The following is a 21,785-nucleotide window of genomic DNA, read 5'->3' as shown; positions in this document are numbered from 1 at the left end:
CCCCGTGGCCCAGAGACCGCCGGCCGGCCGGCTCGGCCGGCGTCTGGGTGCCGCGCTGCTCGTCGTCGTCACCGCGCTCTCCGGTTGCACCGCCGAGAACACCGCACCACAGGACGACAAGGTCGAACTCTCCGTCTTCTGGTGGGGCGGCGACCGCCGGGCCGAGCTGACCAAGCAGGCGCTGGCGATCTACACCAAGCGCTATCCGGACGTCACGTTCAAGTTCACCTACCAGGGCAACGCCGGCTACTTCGACCGGCTCTCCACCGAGGCCGCCGCCGGGAACGCCCCGGACATCTTCCAGATCGACGACAACTACCTCACCGAGTACGCGCAGCGGAAGATCCTGCTGGACCTGACCGACTACGTCCGGGCCGACGTGCTGGACATGCGGAAGCTGCCCACCGGTCTCGCCCAGTCCAGCCAGGTGACCGGCCGTACGGTCGCCGCCGCGGCGGCGGAGAACACCCCCGGCCTGATCTACAACAAGAGCCTGCTCGACCGGCACGACCTGCCGGAACCGCAGATCGGGATGTCCTACGAGGACTATCTGGAGTGGGCCGAGCGGATCACCGAGCGCACCGACGGCGAGGTCTACGGCACCATGGACCCGTCCGCGGACTACAAGGCGCTCTGGGTCTGGCTGCGCTCCCAGGGCAAGGAACTCTACCGGGGCCGGCAGGTGGGCTTCACCGAGAGCGACCTGGCCCGCTGGTTCGAGCTGTGGGCGGATGCCCGGGAGCGCGGGGCGGCCCCGCCGGCCCAGGTGACCCAGCCGGCGAACAGCGGTGACGTGACCAAGCAACTGGTGGCCACCGGACAGGCGGCGACCTCGTTCGTCTGGTCCAACCAGCTCCCCGAATTGCAGAAGCTCACCAAGGACCGGCTCAAGGTGGTCAGCTATCCCGGCAAGCCGGCCGCGCAGTGGGCCCGGGCCTCGCTCTACTGGGCCGCCTTCCGGGGTACCCGCCATCCGGAGACCGTCGTGCACGTCATCGACTTCCTGGTCAACGACGCCGTGGCCGGCGAGATCCTCGGCACCGAGCGAGGGCTGAGCGCCAACCTGGACGTACGGCGGGCCGTGGAGGCGTCGCTGACCGACGAGAGCATGAAGCAGTCGGTCGCCTTCGAGACCACCATGACGGAGAAGTTCGGACCGGCTCCGGTGCCGCCGCCGAAGGGGCACGCCACGGTCAAGCAACTGCTGATCCAGGCGGCCGAGAACGTCCAGTTCGGCAGGGCTTCCCCGCGTACGGCCGCGGCGTCCTTCATCAGCCAGGCGAACGCCGCGCTGACCAGCTGAGCCGCCGGGAAGGGACCCGCCCGGCGATCGACGAGCAGCCGGAGCGCCAGGTCGGGTCACCCGATTGGGCTGCTCAGCCCTTCCCCCCTGACCTGCGGTTGCGCATCACGACGACCAGGACGGCGACGATCACGCCGACCACGATCAGGCAGCAGACCAGCCCCCAGATCCCGAAGCTGCCCCGGGCCCGGCGCCCCCGGGCCGCCTCCAGTACCATCTCGCCGGGCCCGCTCGACGCCCAGGCCACGGCCGGTACGAACACTGTCAACGCCGCCGTACCGAGCACTGCGGTCAGGCGGACCCACCAGTTCCGGAAAATCTCCATGGCTACATCCTCGGGGCTACTCGCAAGTCCCGCCGGCAACGCGGCCAATCATCGGGACGCCCGCTCGCCGGGATGCCGGGGAATCAGCGCCGACGGCCGTACATGACGAGCGCGACGAGCAGGCAGCCGAACGCCGTGGAGCTGAGTACGACGCGGACCAGGTTCCACGCCCGCCACCTCGCCTCGCCGAAGTCCCGGCGTACCCGGGCGAGGTCGGCGATCCGGTCCGGGTCGCCGGCTGCCTTGATCGCGTCGTTCAGCGGTACGTTCACCGTCAGCGTGATCACGACCACCATCAGGTAGAGCAGGAACGCGACGGCGATCCACGGCAGCCCGCCGTGCCCGTCCGCCCGCAGGTGCAGGGCGGCGGAGACACCGGTGAGGACCAGCGCCCCGAAGAAGCAGGACATGAACCACGGGTTGATGATCGCCCGATCGACGGCCTGGAACGCGCCCACGAACGTACGGTCGTCGGTGCGGCCCAGCCCGGGCATGATCGTGTGTGCGTACAGGATGAACACCCCGGCCACCAGCCCGGCGGTCATCGCGGCGGCCCCCAGCACCAGCCCGGTCAACATTCGCCCGCCTCCCGTCGGTTCCGCCGGCGTCCCCGGTGGTGGTCCCAGCACCGCACCCCTCCCCGCTGGCCGGACGTGTGGGAAGAGCAGAACAGGCGACCCTTTCAATTTACGGTCATCGCCCGGCCAACCGTCCGCCAGCCGGCTCAACCGCCCGGCGACGTGCCCGGCCGGACCGGGCCGGCATCGCGCCGCTCGGCGAGTCGGCGCGTTCGGCGCCGGCCCTCCAGATGATCGCTGGAGGGCCGGGGAAGACGCCCGATCCGAGCAGGGTGGCTCAGCGGGCAGTTACCGGGAGTACCTCGGTCTCGACGGTCGCGCTGACATGACGACGGCGGGTCGGCACCATGACCGTCGGGTGGGCGATGCTCCAGGCCGCGCCCGCGCAGACGAACTCCTTGATCCGGGCGGCCGGCCGGCCTGTGATGGCGGACGGCTTGGCCTGGTCGTCGGGGGTCACGAACTGGATGATGCCGTCGCGGCGGCCGAGGCTGATGCACTGCAGGAAGTAGCCGATCGTCTTCTCCGGAACCTGCCGACCGGTCAGGCGCGCGGCGATGGCGTCGGCGGCCTGCCAGGCCATCGGGATCCCCGAGGCACAGGACATCCGCAGTGGCTTGCCGCCCGCTCCCTGGGCGATCCCGGCGTCGCCGACGGCGTAGACGTCGGGATGCGAGACCGAGCGCATGGTGCCGTCGACGACGATCTGCCCGGTGGCGGCGACCTCCAGGGTGGTGGCGGCGGCGATCGGGTGCGTGGCGAAGCCCGCTGTCCACACGGTCACCTGGGCCGGGATCCGCCCGGCGGCGCCGGTGAGTACGCCGGTCTCGTCCACGCGCGTGATGTCGGTGTGCTCGTGGACGGTGATGCCGAGCCGGTCGAAAACCGTGCGCAGGTGTCGCCGGGCCTTGTCACTCAGCCAGTCGCCGACGCCACCGCGGGCGGCGATCGCGACGTCGAGGTCCGGCCTGCTCTCGGCGATCTCGGTGGCTGCCTCGATGCCGGTAAGGCCACCGCCGACCACCAGCACGGTCCCGCCCGCGGCGAGGTCGTGCAGCCGCTCGCGCAGCCGCAGCGCACCCTGTTCGCCGGAGACGTGGTAGGCGTGCTCGGCGGCCCCGGGAACACTGTCGTCGGCGGCGGTACTGCCGAGGGCGTAAACCAGGGTGTCGTACCCGATCCCGTCGGCGCCGTGCTGGTCGACGAGATCGACGGTCTTGCGGTCGACATCGACGGCGGTGACCCACGCCGGTCGCACCGCGACACCCGTACCCGCGTAGACGTCCCGCAATGGCCGGCGCCGCAGGTCCTGCCCGGCCGCGAGCTGGTGCATCCGGATCCGCTCGACGAACTCCGGTTCGGCGTTGACCAGGGTGATCTCGGTGTCGTCGGAGTGCAGTCGCCGGGCGAGACGCCCGGCGGCGTGGGCTCCGGCATATCCGGCCCCGAGGACGACGATGCGGTGCTTCATGTTCCGCCTCCTGTCTGGTGTGGCCTGCTCGCTTCCTGAACCGGACAGCGCCGCGATCCCTGACAGGAGTTGCTTGTAACCTGGGTCACCAGTCGGTGGCGAGTGGCTCCCCGTGCTCGGATGCGGCCCAGTGCCGCGTGATGCGTTCCAGCTTGTCGGGGTTGGCCTGGGTATGGATGGCAGCCACGCCGTCGGGCGTCAGGTCGAGCGCCATCACACCGACCACCCGGTCACCGGCCACCACCAGCACCGCGGGGCCGCCGTTGACGACGGCGCCGTACATGGCGAAGCTGCCGCCGACGATGCTCCGGAAGATCGCCCGCTTGGCGTCGGTCGGGGTGAACACGCCCCGCAGGAATCGCGCGATACCGAGCGCGCCGATGATCGGCGTGCCACGGGCCGGGACCCGGCCGCCGCCGTCGGCGATGCTCAGCGCGTCGTCGGTCAGCAGCCTGACCAGTGGCTCGGTGTCGCCGCTCCGGGCCGCAGCGAGGAACTCCTCGACGATCTTTCCTGCGGCGGCAGCGTCGATCTCCACGCGCGTCCGGTCGGTGGCGACGTGTTGCTTGGCCCGCCGGTAGATCTGCTGGCAGTTCGTCTCGGTGATGTCGAGGATCTGGGCGATCTCGCCGTGCGAATAGCCGAATGCCTCGCGCAGCACGTACACCACGCGCTCGTTGGCCGACAGCCGCTCCATGAGGGTGAGCACCGCGATCGAGACCAGCTCACGCTGCTCGGCGGTCTCGGCCGGACCGAGCATCCGGTCTCCGGCGAGAACCGGCTCCGGTAGCCACTGCCCGACATACGTCTCGCGCCTGGTCCGCGCCGACGTGAGCTGGTTGAGGCACACGTTGGTGAGTACCTTCGTCAGCCACGCCTCGGGCGTTTCGATGTGTTCCCGATCGGCCGCCTGCCAACGCAGAAACGTGTCCTGGACCGCGTCCTCGGCGTCGGCCGCCGAGCCCAGCAGGCGGTAGGCGATCGCCTCCAAGCGGCCCCTGGAGCGCTCGAACAGATCAACCTCGCGCGAGCTCAGCGTCATCGCTCAACAGTTAAGCACGCCGGCACGCCGCGTCAACGCGAGCTGCCTCCGCTGCTGATTCGCAGCGCAGGCCGTCCGCTCCGATCAGGGCGCTTGCCGGTGCAGACACTCGGGCCGATCGCGCCCGTCCACCAACCCCGGACCGCGTGATACCACCATGTCATCACGATGACTCGGTGGTATCACGCTCAGCTCCGTCATCGCGGCCAGGTATGCCTCGACAGCGCCATTGCCCGACCGGACGACACAGACGCGGCCTGATCCGACGGACAGCTACACCAGCGCCGGTTACGTTTCTGGTTGCACCCATACGCGAAACGGCCCCTCGGATGATCTCCGAGGGGCCGATTTCCCTGGTAGCGGGGACAGGATTTGAACCTGCGGCCTCTGGGTTATGAGCCCAGCGAGCTACCGAGCTGCTCCACCCCGCGTCGCCGGATGAACCCTAGCCCAACTGCGGCTCAACTCCAACTTGAAAAGCCCTCGGTCGGCGCCGCCCTCCGAGATGTCGCAATCCCGGAGCGCCGCGCGTCGGAGGGAAAGAACATTCGGAAAAGCAAGAACCCGGCCCCATAGTCGGGAACCGGGTTCTAACTGATGGTTCTGTGGTAGCGGGGACAGGATTTGAACCTGCGACCTCTGGGTTATGAGCCCAGCGAGCTACCGAGCTGCTCCACCCCGCGTCGGCTCGTTAACACTAGCGCACACCGCCCACGCCCCGCAAAACAGGGGGCGAACTACCCGGCGGCGACCATACCGTCGCCGCCGGGAAGCCGCGTACGACCTGGTCAGCCGCTCGGAGACGCCGGTGGCGGGCTGGGTGTGCCGCCGCTCGCCCCCGGTGAGCCGGCCGGGGCCGGAGACCCGCCCGGTGCCCGGTTGCCGGTCGCCGCCCGCTGGGCGTTCTGGAACTCGGTCATCGCGTCGTCGAGCGCCTTCAGCGCGCGCCCGTACCGCTCGAAGTCACCGGCGGTCTGGGCGGCCTTCACCTCGACGATCGCGGCCTGCACCTTGCTCGCCGCGGCGGCCAGTTCCGGAGTGAGCTGCGGATTGGTGTCCGCCGGTGGTGCCGTCGGGCTGGGCGTCGGGTTCGTGCCGCCGTCGGTCGGTGGCGGTGGTGGTGTCGGCGTCGTCGGGGCGGCCTTCTTGCCCTGCTCGACGAGCTGTTTGATGCCCTCTTCGAGGCTGTTCGCCAGCACGACGTACTGGCCGCCGTCGCCGTACGAGATCAGCACCCGTTGCAGCAGCGGATAGGCGTTCGTCTGGTTGCTCTTCACGTAGACCGGCTCGACATAGAGCATGCCGTCACCGAAGGGCAGCGAGAGCAGGTTGCCGTACTGCACCTGGGCCTGGTTCGAGGAGAGCAGGTTGAGTTCCTGCCGGATGTTGGCGTTGTTGGTCATCTTCTGGTGCACCTGGACCGGCCCGGAGACCGCCGTCTGGTCGGGCAGTTCCAGCACCTCCAACCGGGGCTGGCCGTTCAGGTACGACCCGCTGATCAGCGCGGCGAGATTCTGCCGGCCGGCCGGGGTGACCGCCGAGGTGAGCTGGAAGCGTGGCGCCTCCTGCCCCGGCAACTGGGTGTAGAGGTAGTACGGCGGCTGCTTCTCACCGGAGTCCGGCGCGTCCGGCGCGTTCGGCACCTCCCAGAAGTCCTGCCCGGAGAAGAACTCGGACGGGTCCGTGACGTGGAACTTCGCCAGCAGGTTGCGCTGCACCTTGAACAGGTCGGCCGGGTAGCGGAAGTGTGCCGCCAGGTCGGCCGGGATCTCCGACTTCGGCTTCACCAGGTCGCCGCCGAACGCCTTGTTCCAGGCCTTCAGCACCGGGTCGGTCTCGTCGTACTCGTAGAGGTTCACCGTGCCGTCGTACGCGTCGACGGTCGCCTTCACCGAGTTCCGGATGTAGTTGACGTCCTCCCGGGCGAGTTCGAAGGTGCCCAGCCCGGTCAGCTCGTCGGCGGTCTGCTCCTGGAGATTCACCTGCTCCGCGTACGGGTAGGTGGCCGCCGTGGTGTAGCCGTCGATGATCCACTGGATCCGCCCGCCGACCACCGCCGGGTAGGGGTCGCCGTCCAGGGTGAGGAACGGCGCGACCTTCTCCACCCGCTCCCGGGGGTTACGCACGTAGAGCAGCTTGGAGTTGTCGTTGATCGCGCCGGAGAGCACGAAGTTCGGCTCCTGCTCCTTGATCGCGTAGAGCAGCCGGCGCCCGAAGGAGCCGATCTCGACCCCGCCCGAGCCGGTGTAGGTGTAGTACTGCTCGCCACCGTCCCGGCCGGTCGGCCGGTCGAACTCGACCGGGTTGTTCCCCTCGGTCTGCCCGACGATCGCGTAGTCGCTGCCGTCCATCTGCTCGCCGTAGTAGATCCGCGGCTGGGTGGCCGGGATCGTCTCGGTCGACGAGGAGCACGCCTCCTCGGCGCGCTCACCGAGGAAGCCGGAGACGAAGTACGGCTGCCCGCCGCAGACCACCTGGTTGGCGGGCGCGCCAACCAGGCCGTACCCGTGGGTGAAGACGGTGTGCCGGTTGATCCAGTTGCTCTGCTGGTCGGTCAGCTCCAGGTAGTTGATCTCCCGCATCCCGACGACGTAGTCCTGGGTCTCGCCGTTGACCTGGTAACGGTCGATGTCGAGCTTCGGGCCGAAGTCGTAGAAGCCGCGCACCTGCTGGAGCTGGGTGTAGGTCTCGGAGACCAGTTGCGGGTCCAGCAGCCGGATGTTCGGCACCACCGAGGTGTCGGTGGCCAGCGACTCCGGCGGCTTCAGGTTCGCCGCGTTGTACGGCGCCATCACGGTGTTGGCGAGCCCGAACGAGTCCCGGGTGGCCGTGATGCTCCGCTCGATGTACGCGGCTTCCTTGTCCTTGACACTCGGCTTGACCTCGAAGGTCTGCACCGCCCACGGGTAGATGCCGCCGATCGCCACGGCCGAGATGCCGAGCAGGGCGAGCGAGATGCCGGGCCAGACCAGGTTCCGGATGAAGGCGTTGGAGAAGAGGATGATCGCCAGCGCGACCACCACCGAGATGTACGCCAGGATCTCCTTGGCCGGCAGCAGCGCGTTGATGTCGGCGTAGCCGGCGCCGTACAGGTTGACGCCCTCGTTGAACTCCAGCAGCATCGCCCGCCGGTCGAGCACGTACGCCAGCGCCTTGAGCAGCACGAAGACCGCGACCAGCGTGGTCAGGTGGGCCCGGGCGGCGCTGGTCATCCGGTCGCCGACGCCCTGTAGCCGGACCCCGCCGAAGATGTAGTGCATCGCCAGCGAGCCGATCACGGCCAGCACCACGGCGGTGAAGCCGACGCCGAGCAGATAGCGCAGGAACGGGAACTGGAAGACGTAGAACCCGATATCGATCTTGAATTCCGGGTCCTCGATGCCGAAGCTCTGCGAGTTGCGGAATAGCATCCACTGACCCCAACGGGTCTGTGCGGAGAGACCGGCGAAGAGTCCGACGATCACCCCGATCGCGACCAGCCAGGTGCCGATCCGGGGCGCCAGCACCGAACGGTAACGTTCCAGGGTCACCTGCTCCGGCGAATTCGGCCGGAGCACCGGCCGCAGTCGGTAGGCCAGCCACATGTTGCCGCCGACCAGCAGGGCCATGGCCAGACCGATCCCGACGAAGAGCAGGATCCGGGTGACCAGCACTCCGCTGAAGACCCGGGTGTACTGCACCTCGTCGAACCAGAGCCAGTCGGTCCACGCCTGCACGCCCCAGCCGAGCAGGGTGAGGAGCAGGAACACCCCGAGGAGTACGCCGACCGTGACGCGACCGCGTCGACTCATTCTTGGTAGGGGGCTGCTACGCATGACCACTGTTGGCTCCGCACCTTCGGCAATGACCGGCTCTGATCAGAGCACCTAGACTACGGGGTATTCCTGAGTCCGATCGGTCCCCCGTCGGGGCAGCCGGCAACGACCGGTCAACCGGGCGGGACTCGCGGTCGCCGGAGCGGTCACATCGGCGCCGGACAGTAGCCCGACCCTGACGCTGCGCGACGATTCAGCACTTCGGCGGCTCGCCCCCGGCGCTGATCGTCTCCAGTGCGCTCAGCGCCTCGTCGAGGGTCCCGACCCGGGCCATCGGCAGCCCCGACTGGGCGTTGCGGACGGCCTCCTCGCAGTTGCCGGCCGGTACCAGGAAATACTTCGCGCCCGCCTTCTTCGCGCCAACCAGCTTCTGTGGGATACCACCGATCGGGCCGACCTCACCCAGGTCGTTGATGGTGCCGGTGCCAGCGATGATCTTTCCGCCGGTCAGGTCCTCGGTCCGGATCTTGTCGATGATGCCGAGTGCGAACATCAGCCCGGCACTCGGCCCGCCGATGTCCCCCAGGTCGATCTTCAGCTCGAACGGGTGCGGCTGCCGCTGCTCGATCTCCACGCCGATCCGCGGCGGGTTGTTGTCGGTGGCGGCGCTGACGATGGTCGCGGTGGCCTGCTTGCCGTCCCGGGTATAGCCGATCTTCAGCGCCGAGCCGGCCGGGCGGGCCCGGATCAGGTCGGTGAGGCTGCTCGCCACCACCACCGGCTTGTCGTCGACCGAGGTGATCACGTCACCCACCTTGAGGATCCCCTCCGACGGGGCACCCGCGGTGACGGCCTTGACCACGACCTGCACCGGATAGCCGAGCTCGCGCAGCGCCGCGGTCTCGGCGCTGGTCTGCGAGGCGGCGAAGTCCTCCGCGTTGCGCTCCTCCACCTGCTGCTGGGTCTGCCCCGGCGGGTAGATCAACTCGTACGGCACCACGGCCTCGTCGGAGGAGAACCAGCCGGCGATCGCGGAGAGCAGCTTGACGTCGGGCTGCACGCCGACCGTGGTCAGCCGGAGTTGTCCGGCCGACGTCGAGGTCTCCCGGCCGGAAACCTGGATCACCTCTTTGTCGTCCTGCCGGCCCAGCGTGTCCACCGTCGGCCCTGGACCGAGCACGACGTACGGGATCGGGGCGGCGAGCACGCCGACACTGAGCAGGGCGGTGATCACCGCGCCGAGCAGAACCGTGACACCGCGACGTCTCATGGCCGCCAAGCGTACCCAGAAGGCACCTCCGGGCCGGTCAGTGAACCCCCAGGTTCGCCCTCGGCGTGACACCTGGGCGGGCGGCGCACCCCCTGGCGCGCGTACCGTGGACGGGTGCCTGATATTCCGTTCGGCTTCGCCCTGCCGGGTGGCCAGCCGCCCGACCCCAACGACCCGCAGCAGATGCAGCAGTTCATGGCGCAGCTGCAGCAGCTGCTCGCCGCGCCGGGCAGCGGCCCGGTCAACTGGGACCTGGCCCGCCAGGTCGCGGCCAGCCAGCTCTCCTCGGCCGGCGATCCGGCCGTGACTCCGTACGAGCGCAACGCCGTGGAGGAGGCGCTCCGGCTGGCCGACCTGTGGCTCGATCCGACCTCGGCACACCCCTCCGGGATCCGCAGCTCGGTCGCGTGGAACCGGAACGAGTGGATCTACAAGACGCTGGACGTCTGGAAGAAGCTCTGCGACCCGGTGGCCGGGCGGATGGTGGCCGCGATGGGCGACCTGGTGCCGCCGGAGGCCCGGTCGCAGCTCGGCCCGATGCAGTCGATGCTGACCACGCTGGGCGGGGCGCTCTTCGGCGGCCAGCTCGGGCAGGCGCTCGGCTCGCTCGCCGCCGAGGTGCTCTCGGCCGGCGACATCGGCCTGCCGCTCGGCCCGGCCGGCACGGCCGCGCTGCTGCCGGCAAACATCCGGGCGTACGGCGAGGGCCTCGAACTCCCCGAGGACGAGGTACGCCTCTACGTCGCCCTGCGCGAGGCCGCCCACCAGCGACTCTTCCAGCACGTACCGTGGCTGCGCGGCCACGTCCTGACCACCGTCGAGATGTACGCCACCGGCATCACGGTGAACCGGGAGGCGATCGAGGAGGCGATGGGCCGGCTCGACCCGATGAATCCGGAGTCGGTGCAGGCGCTCTCCGTGGAGGGCATCTTCACCCCGGAGGACACTCCGGCGCAGAAGGCCTCGCTGGCTCGGCTGGAGACCACGCTCGCCCTGGTCGAGGGCTGGGTGTGCCACGTCGTCGACACCGCCGCCGCCGAGCGGCTGCCGAACGTGAACCGGCTCGCCGAGGCGTTCCGCCGGCGCCGGGCCGCCGGTGGTCCGGCCGAGCAGACCTTCGCCGCGCTGGTCGGACTGGAGCTGCGACCCCGCCGGCTGCGGGAGGCCGCCGCGCTCTGGGCGGCGCTCAGCGAGCACCGGGGCATCGCCGGCCGGGACGCGCTCTGGGGACACCCGGACCTGCTCCCCGCCGAGGAGGACTTCGCCGACCCGGACACCTTCGCCCGGTCCCAACTCGACCTCGGCGACCTGGACGACTTCGACTTCGGCACACCGGAATCCGAGGGCGACTCCGGTGAACCCGATCCAGGCTCGGAGCGGCGCGACCCGGAGTGACCGACGCTCCAGGGCGCGAGGAGTGACTGACCCACGCGGCCCTCGGGGCGTGAGACGTGGCTGGCCCACGCCTTCGGGGGTGAGGTCAGCCGCCGAGCAGCACCCGGGTGGTGTCCCAGCCCTCGACCGCAGGATCGAGGGTCGCGAGGTCGGCCGGGGTACGGAGCCGGCGCCAGCCCGGGGCCACCGCCACCTCGGCCGGTCGCGGCGCGGCGGCACGCACCTGGTCGACCTCGGCGGTATCCAGGTCGAGTTCCGGCAGCCAGTCCGGCACGGGTAGCCGGGCCGCCAGGCCGAGCAGCCCGGGACCGGGATTCGTCGCCGGGGCGACCGCGATCCGACGGCTGGTCAGCGGGCGGAGCAGCTTGCCGAGGATCAGGCCGGGCACGTCGGGCGCGTCGGCGACCAGCACGGCGGCCTGGTCGTAGCCGTCCCGGGCCGCCGCGTCCAGCGCGGCACCGACCCGGTTGGCCGGCAGGTCGTACACCGGCATGCCGGGCCAGGCGACGGCCTCGGCCAGCGGGCGGTCGGGCGCGGTGGTGGCGATCGCCGGCTCCACCTCGGCCAGGGTGGCAACCAGGTCGACCACGTCCTCGGCGAGCGCGGCCCGCCAGCGGGCCGGATCGGTCCCGGGCGGCGACCAGGCGACGGGGCCGAGCATCACCACGATCAGACGGCGGGTCACCCGCCGACCTTACCGACCTGCCGGGCCCGGCACCCCGCGCGGCCGCACCGGTACGGGCTCAGTCCGGCAGGACGATCCCGGCGGTCGCCGCGACGCCCTCCAGGTAGCCCCGGGCCCGTTCCGTCTTCGGATAGCGCCCGACCAGTTCCCAGAACCGCGCGTTGTGACTGGGCACGACGAGGTGGGTCAGCTCGTGCAGCAGCACGTAGTCGATCACCCAGTCCGGCATCTCCTGGATCCGGTGCGAGATCCGGATCGTCCGGTCGGCCGGGGTGCAGGAGCCCCACCGGCCGTTCTGGTTCGTCACCCACCGGACGCTGGCCGGTACCGCCATCCGGCCGTGCTCGCTCAGGTAGCGGTCGATCAGCCGGCGGGACCGGAGCAGCAACTCCTCGTCGGAACGTCCGAGCCGCTCCTCCCGGGCCGCGAGCCGGGCGAGCATCCGGTCCACCCACTCGGTCTCCTCGGCGCGGGAGAACTGGTCGGGGATCAGCACCACGACCCGCTCGCCGTCCCGGTACGCGGACACCGTCCGGCGCCGACGCTGACTGCGCCGTACCTCGACGACCGGCTTCCGCAACCCCGCCATTAGCGGCCCGCGCAGCCCCGGGTTTCGTTCACGATGGAAAACTAATGCGTACTGACCAGGTCACCGCAAGAGTCAACCCGCAGATAGCCGCCGGAAAAATACCAGTTGGCGGTGAACCGTCCGGAAAAAATTCATTGCGGTGATCGTCTGCGTACCCATGATCAGCCGGTTCCGGGCTCTGCGGAGGCGTACGGCCGAGCGCCGGAGGCAACGGTAAACGATCATCCCCCGGTCCCGCCAGGCACCCCCCGATCAGCGATCTGACGCGGTTCATCCGGCGTGTCCCTGCGAAACTGACTTATCCGACCTATTCCGGCATGCACACTCTGGGCGTCGGCTTCCTCACAGTGTCGACAGATCGCTGACATGGAACTGCCCAGAACTGGGTAGGGTCCGCGGACCGGCGGTCACATCGGTGACCGCGGAGAAACCCCAGCGCTGGCGCCTACGTGGCCGCCCGCCGCCGGGCGCACGTCAGGCTCGCGAGAGCCGGCGGATGAGACGAGGAGGGCACCGTGGCCGAGAAGGCCCAGACCTACAACGGGTACTGCGTGAAGTGCAAGGAAAAGCGTGACTTCGAGGGCAACGTCGAGGTTTCCAAGACGGGCATGAACATGGCCAAGGGCAAGTGCCCGGTCTGTGGCACGACCGTCAACCGGATCCTCGGCAAGGCCAAGGTCTGATCATCGAGAAGTACGCGGAACTGCGGGAAGGGGTGGCCTGACGCCACCCCTTCCCGCTTTCACTGTCGCGCTGCGGACACCCGCTGTGATGTCCGCGCGGCGACAAAAGTTACCCGTGGGTTGTGGATAACACCCCAGATCCTGTGGATAGGGCAGTGCACAGCGTCCACCCGCTGTGGACAACCGCCGCCTGCCCGCACCCGGGCGGTGACAGCGTGTTGCCCCATGACCAGAACCGTGCTGCCCCGCCCCACCCTGCTGCCCGGCCTCGCCCGACTCTGGCGTGACCGGCACACCCTGCAACTCGGCCTCGACCCCCGTCGCGCGGTCCTGCTCGAGGTCGCCAATCCGGCCGCCGCCCGGCTGCTCGACCTGCTCGACGGCAGCCGCAGCGAGCGTGCCGTCCTGGACCACGCCGTCACGATCAACGTGTCCCGCGACGACGCCCGTACCCTGATCGACACCCTGCGCGCCGCCGGCCTGGTGGTCGCCGCGCACACCCTGCTCCCCACCGACCTACCCGAGCCGGCCCGGCAGCGACTCTCCGCCGAGGCGGCGGCGCTCGCCCTGCACGGCCGGGACTCGCCCGGCACCCCCGCCCAACTGCTCCGGCGGCGGGCCGCGGCCCGGATCGTGGTGACCGGTCTGGGCCGGCTCGCCGCCCCGGTGGCGGTGACCCTGGCCCAGGCCGGCGTCGGACAGGTGCACCCGGACCTGCGGGGCCGGGTCCGGCCGGCGGACACCACCGGCAGCGGGCTGCTGGCCACCGACGTACGCCGGCCGAGCGCCGCCGCCGTCGCGGACGCGATCGCCCGGGCCGCCCCCGGCACCGCGACCCGACCCGTCCGGCGCGGTCGTGCCGACCTGGTGGTCCAGGTCGGGGCGGACCGCCCCGCCGGACTGCTCGCCGCCGGCTACGCCCAGCACCGGCAGGCGCACCTGCTGCTGACCATGCGCGACGGCGTCCCGGTCGTCGGCCCGCTGGTCCGGGCCGCCGGATCACCCTGCCTGAACTGCGTCGACCTGCACCGGCAGGACCGCGACCCGGGCTGGCCCGGCCTCGCCGCCCAGTTGGCCGGCGGTGACGGCCAGGAGCCCTGCCTCACCGCGACCCTGGTCACGGCGGTCGGCTACGCGGTCGGCGAGGTCCTCACCTTCCTCGACGGCGGTACCCCGGAGACGGTCGGCGGGGCGGTCGAGGTGACCGGTGCCGGTCGGCTGCGCCGCCGCACCTGGCCGCCGCACCCGGCATGTGGCTGCACCGCGCGTCGGCGCGGAACGCCGCCCCGTCGCGCCCCACGTGCTCCGGAAACCCCACCCGGATCCCCGGACCCGGGTCCCGACTGAATCCCTCTCCGGCTGAACCGCCCGACGTTGTCCGCCGCCCGCGGAGACCGGCGGTGCTCCCGGAGCGGCGGAACCGCCCAGCCGGGCGGAACTGCACCGGGTCGCACGAACACCGGACCAGCGCGACGGCCGCGCCCAGCCGGGTACGCCGGGGGACGGTGGGGCGGATTCCGCCGCCCGGATCGGGCGGTGGCCGGTCGACGGCGACCAGGACGTGGCCTGAGCCACCCGCTGACGGCGGACCGGATCTCGTCGAGTCGGTAACAATGATCTGGTGACCGACATCCCGCGCCGCGCCGTCTCCCGGACCGCCAAGCTCGCCGCTCTGCCGCTCGGCTTCGCTGGCCGGACCGTCCTCGGCGTGGGCAAGCGGGTCACCGGCCTCGCCTCCGAGGTGATCTCCAACGAGATCCAGCAACGCACCGCCGAGCAGCTCTTCAGCGTGCTGGGCCAGCTCAAGGGCGGGGCGATGAAGTTCGGACAGGCGCTGTCCGTGTTCGAGGCGGCCCTGCCCGAGGAGGTCGCGGCGCCGTACCGGCAGGCGTTGACCAAACTCCAGGAGGCGGCCCCGCCACTGCCGGCGGCCAGCGTGCACAAGGTGCTCGCCGAGCAGCTCGGGCCGGACTGGCGGTCGTTGTTCGTGGAGTTCGACGACAAGCCGGCTGCCGCCGCCAGCATCGGCCAGGTGCACCGGGCGATCTGGAAGGTCGAGGGCGGCGGCACGCCGGCCGTCCGGCGGCGCGGCGCGAAGGCGGCGGCCAAGACGGGTACGCCGACCCCGGCCGGTCGACCGGTCGCGGTCAAGGTGCAGTACCCGGGCGCCGGCCCGGCGCTGCTCTCCGACCTGAAGCAGCTCTCCCGGCTCGGTGCCATGTTCCGGGCGATCCAGCCCGGCCTGGACATCAAACCGCTGCTCAGCGAGTTGCGCGAGCGGATCAGCGAGGAGTTGGACTACGAGCTCGAGGCGGAGTCGCAGCGGGTCTTCGCCGCCGCGTACGCCGACGATCCGGAGATCTTCGTCCCCGGCGTGGTCGCGGCCGCGCCCCGGGTGCTGGTCACGGACTGGGTCGAGGGCACCCCGCTGTCAGCGATCATCGACTCGGGATCCGAGACCGACCGGGACCAGGCCGGCCGGCTGATGGCCACCCTGCACTTCTCGGCGCCGATGCGCGCCGGGCTGCTGCACGCCGACCCGCACCCCGGCAACTTCCGGCTGCTGCCCGACGGGCGGCTCGGCGTGATCGACTTCGGCGCGGTGGCCCGGCTGCCCGGTGGGCACCCGGAGCCGATCGGCCGGCTGGTCCGGCTCGCCCTGGCCGGTGACGCCGAGGCGGTGGTCGCCGGGCTGCGCGAGGAGGGCTTCATCCGGCTCGACTCCCCGATCGACGCCCAGGCGGTACTCGACTTCCTGATGCCGATCCTGCAACCGCTCTCGGTCGAGGAGTTCCAGTTCACCCGGGCGTGGCTGCGGGTCGAGGCGGCCCGGCTGGCCAATCCGCGCTCCCCGGCGTACCAGCTCTCGCGGCAGCTCAACCTGCCGCCGTCGTATCTGCTGATCCACCGGGTGACGCTCGGTTCGATCGGGGTGCTCTGCCAGCTGGAGGCGAAGGCGCCCTACCGGGGCATCGTGGAGCGCTGGCTGCCCGGGTTCGCCCCGGTGGCCTGACCGGCAGTCGCATAACAACGCCGGGCCGGTCGCGGCGGAGGGCGTACCCCCGCCGGGACCGGCCCGGCTGTGTGGATGTCAGATTCGGTTACCTACCGACGGCCTCGGCCGACGGCTCACAGGATGCCCAGCTCGCGGGCGGCCCGGCGACGGGCCTCCAGCGCGATGGTGCGGGCGGATCGGGTTGCCTCAGTGCTCGTGGTGCTACGACCGGCCTGAGGCAGGCGCATTCGAGCCCGTGACAACGCTTCGTGGATGAGATGCATCTTGGTGGCTCCGTCTCGGATGGGCATGGCAGTGATGGTTTTCGACACCGCGGCCATCGCGGTATCCGGCGCCGATACCAGACCGGCGTTCGTACGGATCGGGTTCATGTCAGGCCGCCAACCGGACCGCACTGCGCGACTCGGCAAGGCCACTGGCCGCCAGCCGCGCCTGGGCCTCGACCCGCAGCGCCGCGTCACGGGCGACGTCCTCCTTGCGCGGGCGACCACGGGGCCGCTTGCGCGGAACGACCGCGCCACGCTCGAAGATCTCGCCGCCCCAGACGCCCCACGGCTCCTCCCGCTCCACCGCACCGGCGAGGCACTCGACGCGCAGCGGGCAGTCCCCGCAGAGCGACTTGGCCAGCTCCAGCTCGGCAGGCGAGTCGGCGAACCACAGGTCGGGGTCGAACTTCCGGCAGGGCAGGTTCGCCTCCAGCTCGACGTTCGCGTCGAGGGGGGCCAACGCCAGACTCATCGCCCGGTCACCTCTCTCTCGTTTCGATCTCGTAGATCGCTGTTCCGACTTACTTCGGCAGTGCGGAAATGACTAAGGCCGCGGATCCCGGTGTACGGGGTCCGCGGCCTCGAGGTGAGCCGGCTGGTCTGTGTTAGACCGGTCTCCCTCGAGGTGGAACCCCGCTGACATCCATCCGCTTGACGCCGACGCGGATGCCATTGCCCGTGAATCCATTGGTCCCCTGGCGCTGCGCGGACGCGGGGGCCTGAACCAGCTCGGCCTGGATCAGGGCCTGGTGCGCCTGCGAGTGCTGGAGGAGTTCAGTGATCAGCATGCAGCCGACCTCTGACACCGGAGCTGGGGCAGCAGGCAGCGCCCACGGTCGCTGGGTGACATAGGTCGTCCCCATTGGGGCCACCTCCTGACTCTCGCTCGTCGCCAACATCGGACTCATCCCCCTCTTGAGCAGCCAGAAAGCCGCCGCTCGCGAGGTGTGCCATGAGGCTATTCCTCCTCCGGGCACGAGGGCAAACGAATTACGGCGAGATCTCGCAACTTTCTTCTGACGCCCGCCGATGACCCCTCGGCTCAGCCCGGCGCCGGCTCGGTCGGCTCCGCCGTCAGCAGCACGTCGTCGACCCGGACGCCGTCGATCAGGGCGAGCACGGCGTCGCCGTACAGGGCGACCTTGCGGGGGCCGATCCCGGCGATGGCCAGCAGTTCCGCCGGGCGGCTGGGGCGGCGTTCGGCCAGCGCGAGCAGGGTGGCGTCGGTGAAGACCACGTACGCGGGCACCTTCTGCGCCCCGGCGACCCGGGCCCGCCAGTCACGCAGCCGGTCGAGGAGTTCGGAGTCCAGATCGGACGGGCAGGTGGCGCAGCGGCCGAGTTTGCGGTCCGCGCCGGCCAGCAGGGTCGCCCCGCAGACCCGGCAGGAGAGGACCTGGGTACGTCGACGGTCGGGTTTCCGACTGCCGCCGGGCGCCTCGACGGTGCGTCCACCGCCGGAACGGTCGAACTGGGGCAGAAACCGGCACGGCCGCCGGGCCCGGCCCCCGGGCGAGCGCGCCGAGGCGTACGACAACCAGAGCCACTGGCGGGCCCGGGTCACCCCGACGTAGAGCAGCCGGCGCTCCTCCTCCACCTGTTCGACGGTCTTGGCGTAGCTGGTTGGCAGCGTGCCGTCGGAGAGCCCGACCAGGAAGACCGCGTCCCACTCCAGCCCCTTCGCCGAGTGCAGGGAGGCCAGCGTCACGCCCTCGACCGTCGGCACGTGCTGCGCGGCGGCCCGCCGGGACAGCTCGGCGCAGAAGTCCGCCAGCGTCACCGGCCGCTCCACGCTGGCCGCCTCGCCGATCGGCAGCACGACCGGGGTGGCGGCGTACTCCTCGGCGAGCTGTACCAGGGCGGCCAGCGCCTCCCAGCTCTCCCGGGCCGCGCCGCCCGGCGGGGGCTGGTCGGGCGCCCAGCCGACCGCGGACAGCGCCTCGACCACGGCCGGGACCAGCGGCATGTCCCCGGGCGTCGACCGGGTCGCGGCGCGGAGCGCGACCAGCGCCTGCCGGATCTCGGCCCGCTCGAAGAAGCGTTCGGCGCCCTGGACCTGGTACGGCACCTCCGCCTCGGCCAGCGCCTTCTCGTACGCCTCGGACTGCGCGTTGGTCCGGAACAGCACGGCGATCTCCCGGGCCGGCGTACCGGCGGCGATCAGGTCACGGCAGCGCACCGCCACCGCAGCGGCCTCGGCCGGCTCGTCCGGGAAGATCCGCAGGTCCGGCTCGGCACCCGGCGGTCGCTGCCCGACCAGTTCCAGCCGCAGCCGCGCCTCGGCACCCCGGGCCTGCTTGATCACCGCGTTGGCCAGCCCGACCACCTGCGGGGTCGAGCGGTAGTCCCGGACCAGCCGGACCACCACAGCGTCCCGGCGCTGCCGGGGAAAGTCGATCAGGTACGCCGAGGTGGCACCGGTGAACGAGTAGATCGTCTGGCTGGCGTCGCCGACCACGGTCAGGTCGTCCCGGCCGCCCAGCCAGGCGTCGAGCAGGCGCTGCTGGAGCGGGTTGACGTCCTGGTACTCGTCGACGACGAAGTGCCGGTACTGCGCCCGGATCTGCTCCGCGACGTCCGGGTGCTCCTCGATCCCCCACACCGCCGCCCGGAGCATGTCCTCGAAGTCGATCACACCGTTGGCGCGTTTGACCTTCTCGTAGCCGGCGTAGACCTCGGCCACCTTTGCCGGATCGTGCGGCGTCTCGCGCAGCGCCTTGGCCGCCGCCACCACGTACTCCCCCGGCTCGACCAGGGACGACTTGGCCCACTCGATCTCGCCGGCCAGGTCCCGCGCGGCGGCCCGGTCGGTGCGCAGCCCGGCCCGGGCGGCGGCCAGGGTGACCAGCCGGACCTTGCTGTCCAGCAGCTCGGGCATCTCCCGGCCGGCGAGCAGCCGGGACGCGAAGTACCGCACCTGGCGCAGCGCGGCACCGTGGAACGTCCGCGCCTGCACCCCCGGTACGCCGAGCGCGCCGAGCCGGGCCCGCAGCTCGGCGGCGGCCCGGGCGGTGAAGGTGACCGCGAGCACATGCCGGGCGGCGACCTCTCCCGCCGTCACCCGGTACGCGATCCGGTGCGTGATCGCCCGGGTCTTGCCAGTGCCGGCGCCGGCCAGAATGCAGACCGGCCCGGCCGGAGCGGTCACCGCGGTGCGCTGTTCCGGGTCGAGTCCGGCCAGGATCCGTTCCACGCGAGAGTCAGCCGCCACAGGTAGGAATCATGGCAGCCCCTCCCGACGTTGCACCTTTAGCCTGTGTGATCGACAACCCGTCCGATCCAACGTCCGACCGGGGCCGAACCGGCCGGGCCTGGCTGGGAACGATTGAGCACCGCGGAGGTCTCGACGATGTTGACGATGTATTCCACGTCCTGGTGCGGCTACTGCCACCGGCTCAAGTCACAGCTGGACCGGGAGGGCATCGGCTACACGGTGGTGGACATCGAGCAGGATCTGGCCGCCGCGGAGTACGTGATGAGCGTCAACGGCGGCAACCAGACCGTACCGACGGTGCGCTTCGACGACGGTTCGGCGCTGACCAACCCGTCGATCGTCGACGTCAAGAAGCACCTGGCCGCGCTCGCCGGAAGCTGACCCGGTCGGCGGTGGGCCCGGCGCGGCCCACCGCCGTCCGCGCGTCACTCAGCGGGGCCGGCGTCCCGGGGTCGGCGACGCCTCCGAGGACCGGCCGTCGGCCGGCAGCACCGGCGGCCTGACCGGGTCGGCGGTCACGCCGTCGCCGATCGGCGCCACGGCGGGCACGCCCGAGGCGGGTGGAACGTCGGGCAGGATCACATCGGGAGCCGGCACGCCCCCTGGCCCGCCGGGTCGGGCCGCCGTACCCGTGGCGGGCGGCGCGGAGAGCCCCCGACCCGCCCAGAGGTATCCGGCCGCCATCGTCATCACCACCGCGATCACCACGAAGAGCAGCCGGTAGTCGACGAAGCCGACCAGCAGCGCGCCGGTGCCGATCGAGATCGCCTGCGGGCCGCTGATCAGCGCCTCCGAGGCGGCGGCGACCCGGCCGAGCAGCGGACCCGGGGTGCGGCGCTGGATCAGCGTGTTCAACCCGACGAACGCGATCGGCAGGCCGAAGCCGAGCAGCACCAGGGCGACGAAGGCCAGCCAGATCGTCGGGTACGCCAGCAGCAGCGCACCGGGCGCGAAGAGCGCCACCCCGACGGCCAGCGCGGCCAGCTCGCCGAACCGGCGCACCACGGCCGGGGAGGAGAGTCCGCCGAGCACCCCGCCGATGCCCTGCACCGTGACCAGCACCCCCACGAAGCCCGGTTCCCGGCCCAGCCCCTGGTCCACGTACGCGAAGATCAGCGACTCGCTGAACCCCATCACCAGTACGGCCAGCGCGGCGCCGACGACCGCCCGGCGCAACGCCGGCTCGCCGAGCATGTGTCGCAGTCCCGCACCGACCTCGGTCACCCAACGGAGTTGGCCGGGACCGGGCCTCCGCTCGGCGATCCGCAGCGCGGAGACCGCGCAGGCGGCGGCGACGAAACCGATCATGCCGACCGTCGGCAGCGTCCAGCCGCCCGCCCCGGTGTAGAGGGCCGCCCCGGCCAGCGGGCCGACCAGCCGGAGTCCCTGCTTGACGGTCTGCAGCGCGCCGTTCGCCTGGGCCATCAGCTCCTCGGGCACGATCTGCTTGATCAGCCCGTTCAGCGTCGCGCCGAGGGCGACGTAGGAGAGCCCGTACAGGGCGCCCACCACGTAGATGATCCAGACGTCGGTGCGGTCCCGGACCAGGAACAGCGGGGTGAGTACCACCGCGGTGGCGAGGTTGGCGACCAGGAAGAACGGGCGTCGCCGGAACCGGTCGACCACCCAGCCGACGATCGGGGCCAGGGCCATCGGCGCGACCATGGCGAAGATGGTGGCGCCGGCCATGCCGTCCGAACCGGTCAGGTCCTTCACCCAGACAGCCAGCGCCAATAGCATGATCGACTCTGCCGTCATGCTGAACACGAGCCCGGCGAAGAGCAGCCGGAAGTCGGGGCGACGCAGGATGGTTCGCATGCGAGGGGTCCCTTTCGAGGTGGCGGCGAGCCGCTCGGGGACCGCGGACACCCGGAGGTCAACGTGATCGCCGCCGGGTGGATCGCGGACGCCGGGTCGCCCGCGGCGGCTGTTCGCCGTACTGGTTTGGGGGCGCGTTCTCTCCGGTGGCGTACGGCGCGGTCGTCGTTGTGAGCATTCGTCGCAGTCGATGGTGGTGGGGGTGGCTGGTCGCGCGCGGGGCTCGATCGGCTATCCGACGGCAGGGCCGGAAGCGTCCCGGAAAGCCCTCTCCATTTAGACACGCCGTCACCGTCCGACGGCACGCCGTGAAGAACGGGCGGCATACTGGACCGCCGGGGGCGCGACCTGGACGGTCCGCACCTGCCCGGCGAC

At 71.1% G+C, this 21,785-nt stretch carries 19 protein-coding genes and 2 tRNA genes; 6 read left to right on the top strand and 15 right to left on the bottom strand.

Features of this window, described 5'->3' with window-relative positions:
- The first annotated feature begins 4 nt into the window (after nt 1-4).
- Nucleotides 5-1,303: an ABC transporter substrate-binding protein gene (locus tag ACSMXO_RS05535; protein WP_455416920.1), complete on the top strand. Its 1,299-nt coding sequence runs from the start codon at nt 5-7 to the stop codon at nt 1,301-1,303.
- Nucleotides 1,304-1,376: 73 nt separating this feature from the next.
- On the opposite strand, the gene ACSMXO_RS05530 is transcribed toward ACSMXO_RS05535, so the two are convergent.
- The 8 genes from ACSMXO_RS05530 to ACSMXO_RS05495 all read right to left on the bottom strand — a co-directional run bounded on the left by ACSMXO_RS05530 (nt 1,377) and on the right by ACSMXO_RS05495 (nt 9,744).
- Nucleotides 1,377-1,628, bottom strand: coding sequence for a hypothetical protein (locus ACSMXO_RS05530; protein WP_346261701.1), 252 nt, complete (start codon nt 1,626-1,628; stop codon nt 1,377-1,379).
- Between the two features lie 83 nt (nt 1,629-1,711).
- Complete coding sequence (locus tag ACSMXO_RS05525; protein ID WP_455416919.1) at nt 1,712-2,206, bottom strand: anthrone oxygenase family protein; 495 nt, start codon at nt 2,204-2,206, stop codon at nt 1,712-1,714.
- Nucleotides 2,207-2,483: 277 nt separating this feature from the next.
- Nucleotides 2,484-3,677, bottom strand: coding sequence for an NAD(P)/FAD-dependent oxidoreductase (locus tag ACSMXO_RS05520; protein WP_455416918.1), 1,194 nt, complete (start codon nt 3,675-3,677; stop codon nt 2,484-2,486).
- 85 nt (nt 3,678-3,762) lie between these two features.
- Complete coding sequence (gene sigJ / locus ACSMXO_RS05515) at nt 3,763-4,719, bottom strand: RNA polymerase sigma factor SigJ (RefSeq protein WP_455416917.1); 957 nt, start codon at nt 4,717-4,719, stop codon at nt 3,763-3,765.
- A gap of 354 nt (nt 4,720-5,073) precedes the next feature.
- A tRNA-Met gene (locus tag ACSMXO_RS05510) sits at nt 5,074-5,150 on the bottom strand.
- Between the two features lie 175 nt (nt 5,151-5,325).
- A tRNA-Met gene (locus tag ACSMXO_RS05505) sits at nt 5,326-5,402 on the bottom strand.
- 105 nt (nt 5,403-5,507) lie between these two features.
- Complete coding sequence (locus ACSMXO_RS05500; RefSeq protein WP_455416916.1) at nt 5,508-8,540, bottom strand: UPF0182 family membrane protein; 3,033 nt, start codon at nt 8,538-8,540, stop codon at nt 5,508-5,510.
- A 187-nt stretch (nt 8,541-8,727) separates the two neighbouring features.
- Nucleotides 8,728-9,744: a YlbL family protein gene (locus tag ACSMXO_RS05495; RefSeq protein ID WP_346262049.1), complete on the bottom strand. Its 1,017-nt coding sequence runs from the start codon at nt 9,742-9,744 to the stop codon at nt 8,728-8,730.
- A 183-nt stretch (nt 9,745-9,927) separates the two neighbouring features.
- On the opposite strand from ACSMXO_RS05495, the gene ACSMXO_RS05490 reads away from it, so the two are divergent.
- Nucleotides 9,928-11,139 carry a zinc-dependent metalloprotease gene (locus ACSMXO_RS05490; protein ID WP_346262107.1) on the top strand — a complete coding sequence of 404 codons (1,212 nt, stop codon included), beginning with the start codon at nt 9,928-9,930 and terminating at the stop codon, nt 11,137-11,139.
- An 85-nt stretch (nt 11,140-11,224) separates the two neighbouring features.
- Here the strand turns inward: ACSMXO_RS05490 and ACSMXO_RS05485 are convergent, their stop codons facing one another.
- Entirely contained in the window at nt 11,225-11,824 is a 600-nt protein-coding gene (locus tag ACSMXO_RS05485) for a hypothetical protein (RefSeq protein ID WP_455416915.1), read from the bottom strand.
- Between the two features lie 58 nt (nt 11,825-11,882).
- On the bottom strand, nt 11,883-12,413 hold the full coding sequence (locus ACSMXO_RS05480) for a M48 metallopeptidase family protein (RefSeq protein WP_346262051.1): 531 nt from the start codon (nt 12,411-12,413) through the stop codon (nt 11,883-11,885).
- 515 nt (nt 12,414-12,928) lie between these two features.
- Here ACSMXO_RS05480 and ACSMXO_RS05475 point away from each other — a divergent pair.
- The 3 genes from ACSMXO_RS05475 (at nt 12,929) to ACSMXO_RS05465 (ending at nt 16,109) form a co-directional block, all read left to right on the top strand.
- Nucleotides 12,929-13,096 carry a DUF5679 domain-containing protein gene (locus ACSMXO_RS05475; protein WP_165436864.1) on the top strand — a complete coding sequence of 56 codons (168 nt, stop codon included), beginning with the start codon at nt 12,929-12,931 and terminating at the stop codon, nt 13,094-13,096.
- 225 nt (nt 13,097-13,321) lie between these two features.
- Nucleotides 13,322-14,443 (top strand): hypothetical protein, encoded by a 1,122-nt coding sequence (locus tag ACSMXO_RS05470; RefSeq protein WP_346262052.1) that lies wholly within the window; start codon nt 13,322-13,324, stop codon nt 14,441-14,443.
- Nucleotides 14,444-14,717: 274 nt separating this feature from the next.
- A complete protein-coding gene (locus tag ACSMXO_RS05465) occupies nt 14,718-16,109 on the top strand; it encodes an ABC1 kinase family protein (RefSeq protein WP_455416914.1) in 1,392 nt (463 codons plus the stop codon).
- Between the two features lie 116 nt (nt 16,110-16,225).
- Here the strand turns inward: ACSMXO_RS05465 and ACSMXO_RS05460 are convergent, their stop codons facing one another.
- The 4 genes from ACSMXO_RS05460 to ACSMXO_RS05445 all read right to left on the bottom strand — a co-directional run bounded on the left by ACSMXO_RS05460 (nt 16,226) and on the right by ACSMXO_RS05445 (nt 19,589).
- Nucleotides 16,226-16,483 (bottom strand): hypothetical protein, encoded by a 258-nt coding sequence (locus tag ACSMXO_RS05460; RefSeq protein ID WP_346262054.1) that lies wholly within the window; start codon nt 16,481-16,483, stop codon nt 16,226-16,228.
- 1 nt (nt 16,484) lies between these two features.
- Nucleotides 16,485-16,850, bottom strand: a complete 366-nt coding sequence (locus ACSMXO_RS05455; protein ID WP_101369728.1) for a WhiB family transcriptional regulator — start codon at nt 16,848-16,850, stop codon at nt 16,485-16,487.
- A 133-nt stretch (nt 16,851-16,983) separates the two neighbouring features.
- Entirely contained in the window at nt 16,984-17,166 is a 183-nt protein-coding gene (locus ACSMXO_RS05450) for a hypothetical protein (RefSeq protein ID WP_455416913.1), read from the bottom strand.
- Between the two features lie 254 nt (nt 17,167-17,420).
- A complete protein-coding gene (locus ACSMXO_RS05445) occupies nt 17,421-19,589 on the bottom strand; it encodes an ATP-dependent DNA helicase UvrD2 (RefSeq protein WP_455416912.1) in 2,169 nt (722 codons plus the stop codon).
- Between the two features lie 138 nt (nt 19,590-19,727).
- Between ACSMXO_RS05445 and ACSMXO_RS05440 the strand changes: the two genes are divergently transcribed.
- The gene (locus tag ACSMXO_RS05440; protein WP_278058540.1) at nt 19,728-19,973 is read left to right on the top strand and encodes a mycoredoxin; all 246 of its coding nucleotides are present in this window, start codon (nt 19,728-19,730) and stop codon (nt 19,971-19,973) included.
- A gap of 48 nt (nt 19,974-20,021) precedes the next feature.
- On the opposite strand, the gene ACSMXO_RS05435 is transcribed toward ACSMXO_RS05440, so the two are convergent.
- On the bottom strand, nt 20,022-21,410 hold the full coding sequence (locus tag ACSMXO_RS05435) for an MFS transporter (RefSeq protein WP_455416911.1): 1,389 nt from the start codon (nt 21,408-21,410) through the stop codon (nt 20,022-20,024).
- Between the last annotated feature and the right edge of the window lie 375 nt (nt 21,411-21,785).

The organism is Plantactinospora sp. DSM 117369 (assembly GCF_053764795.1).
Note: the sequence above shows the minus strand (reverse complement) of the source record. Positions and strands in the feature narration are given on the sequence as shown.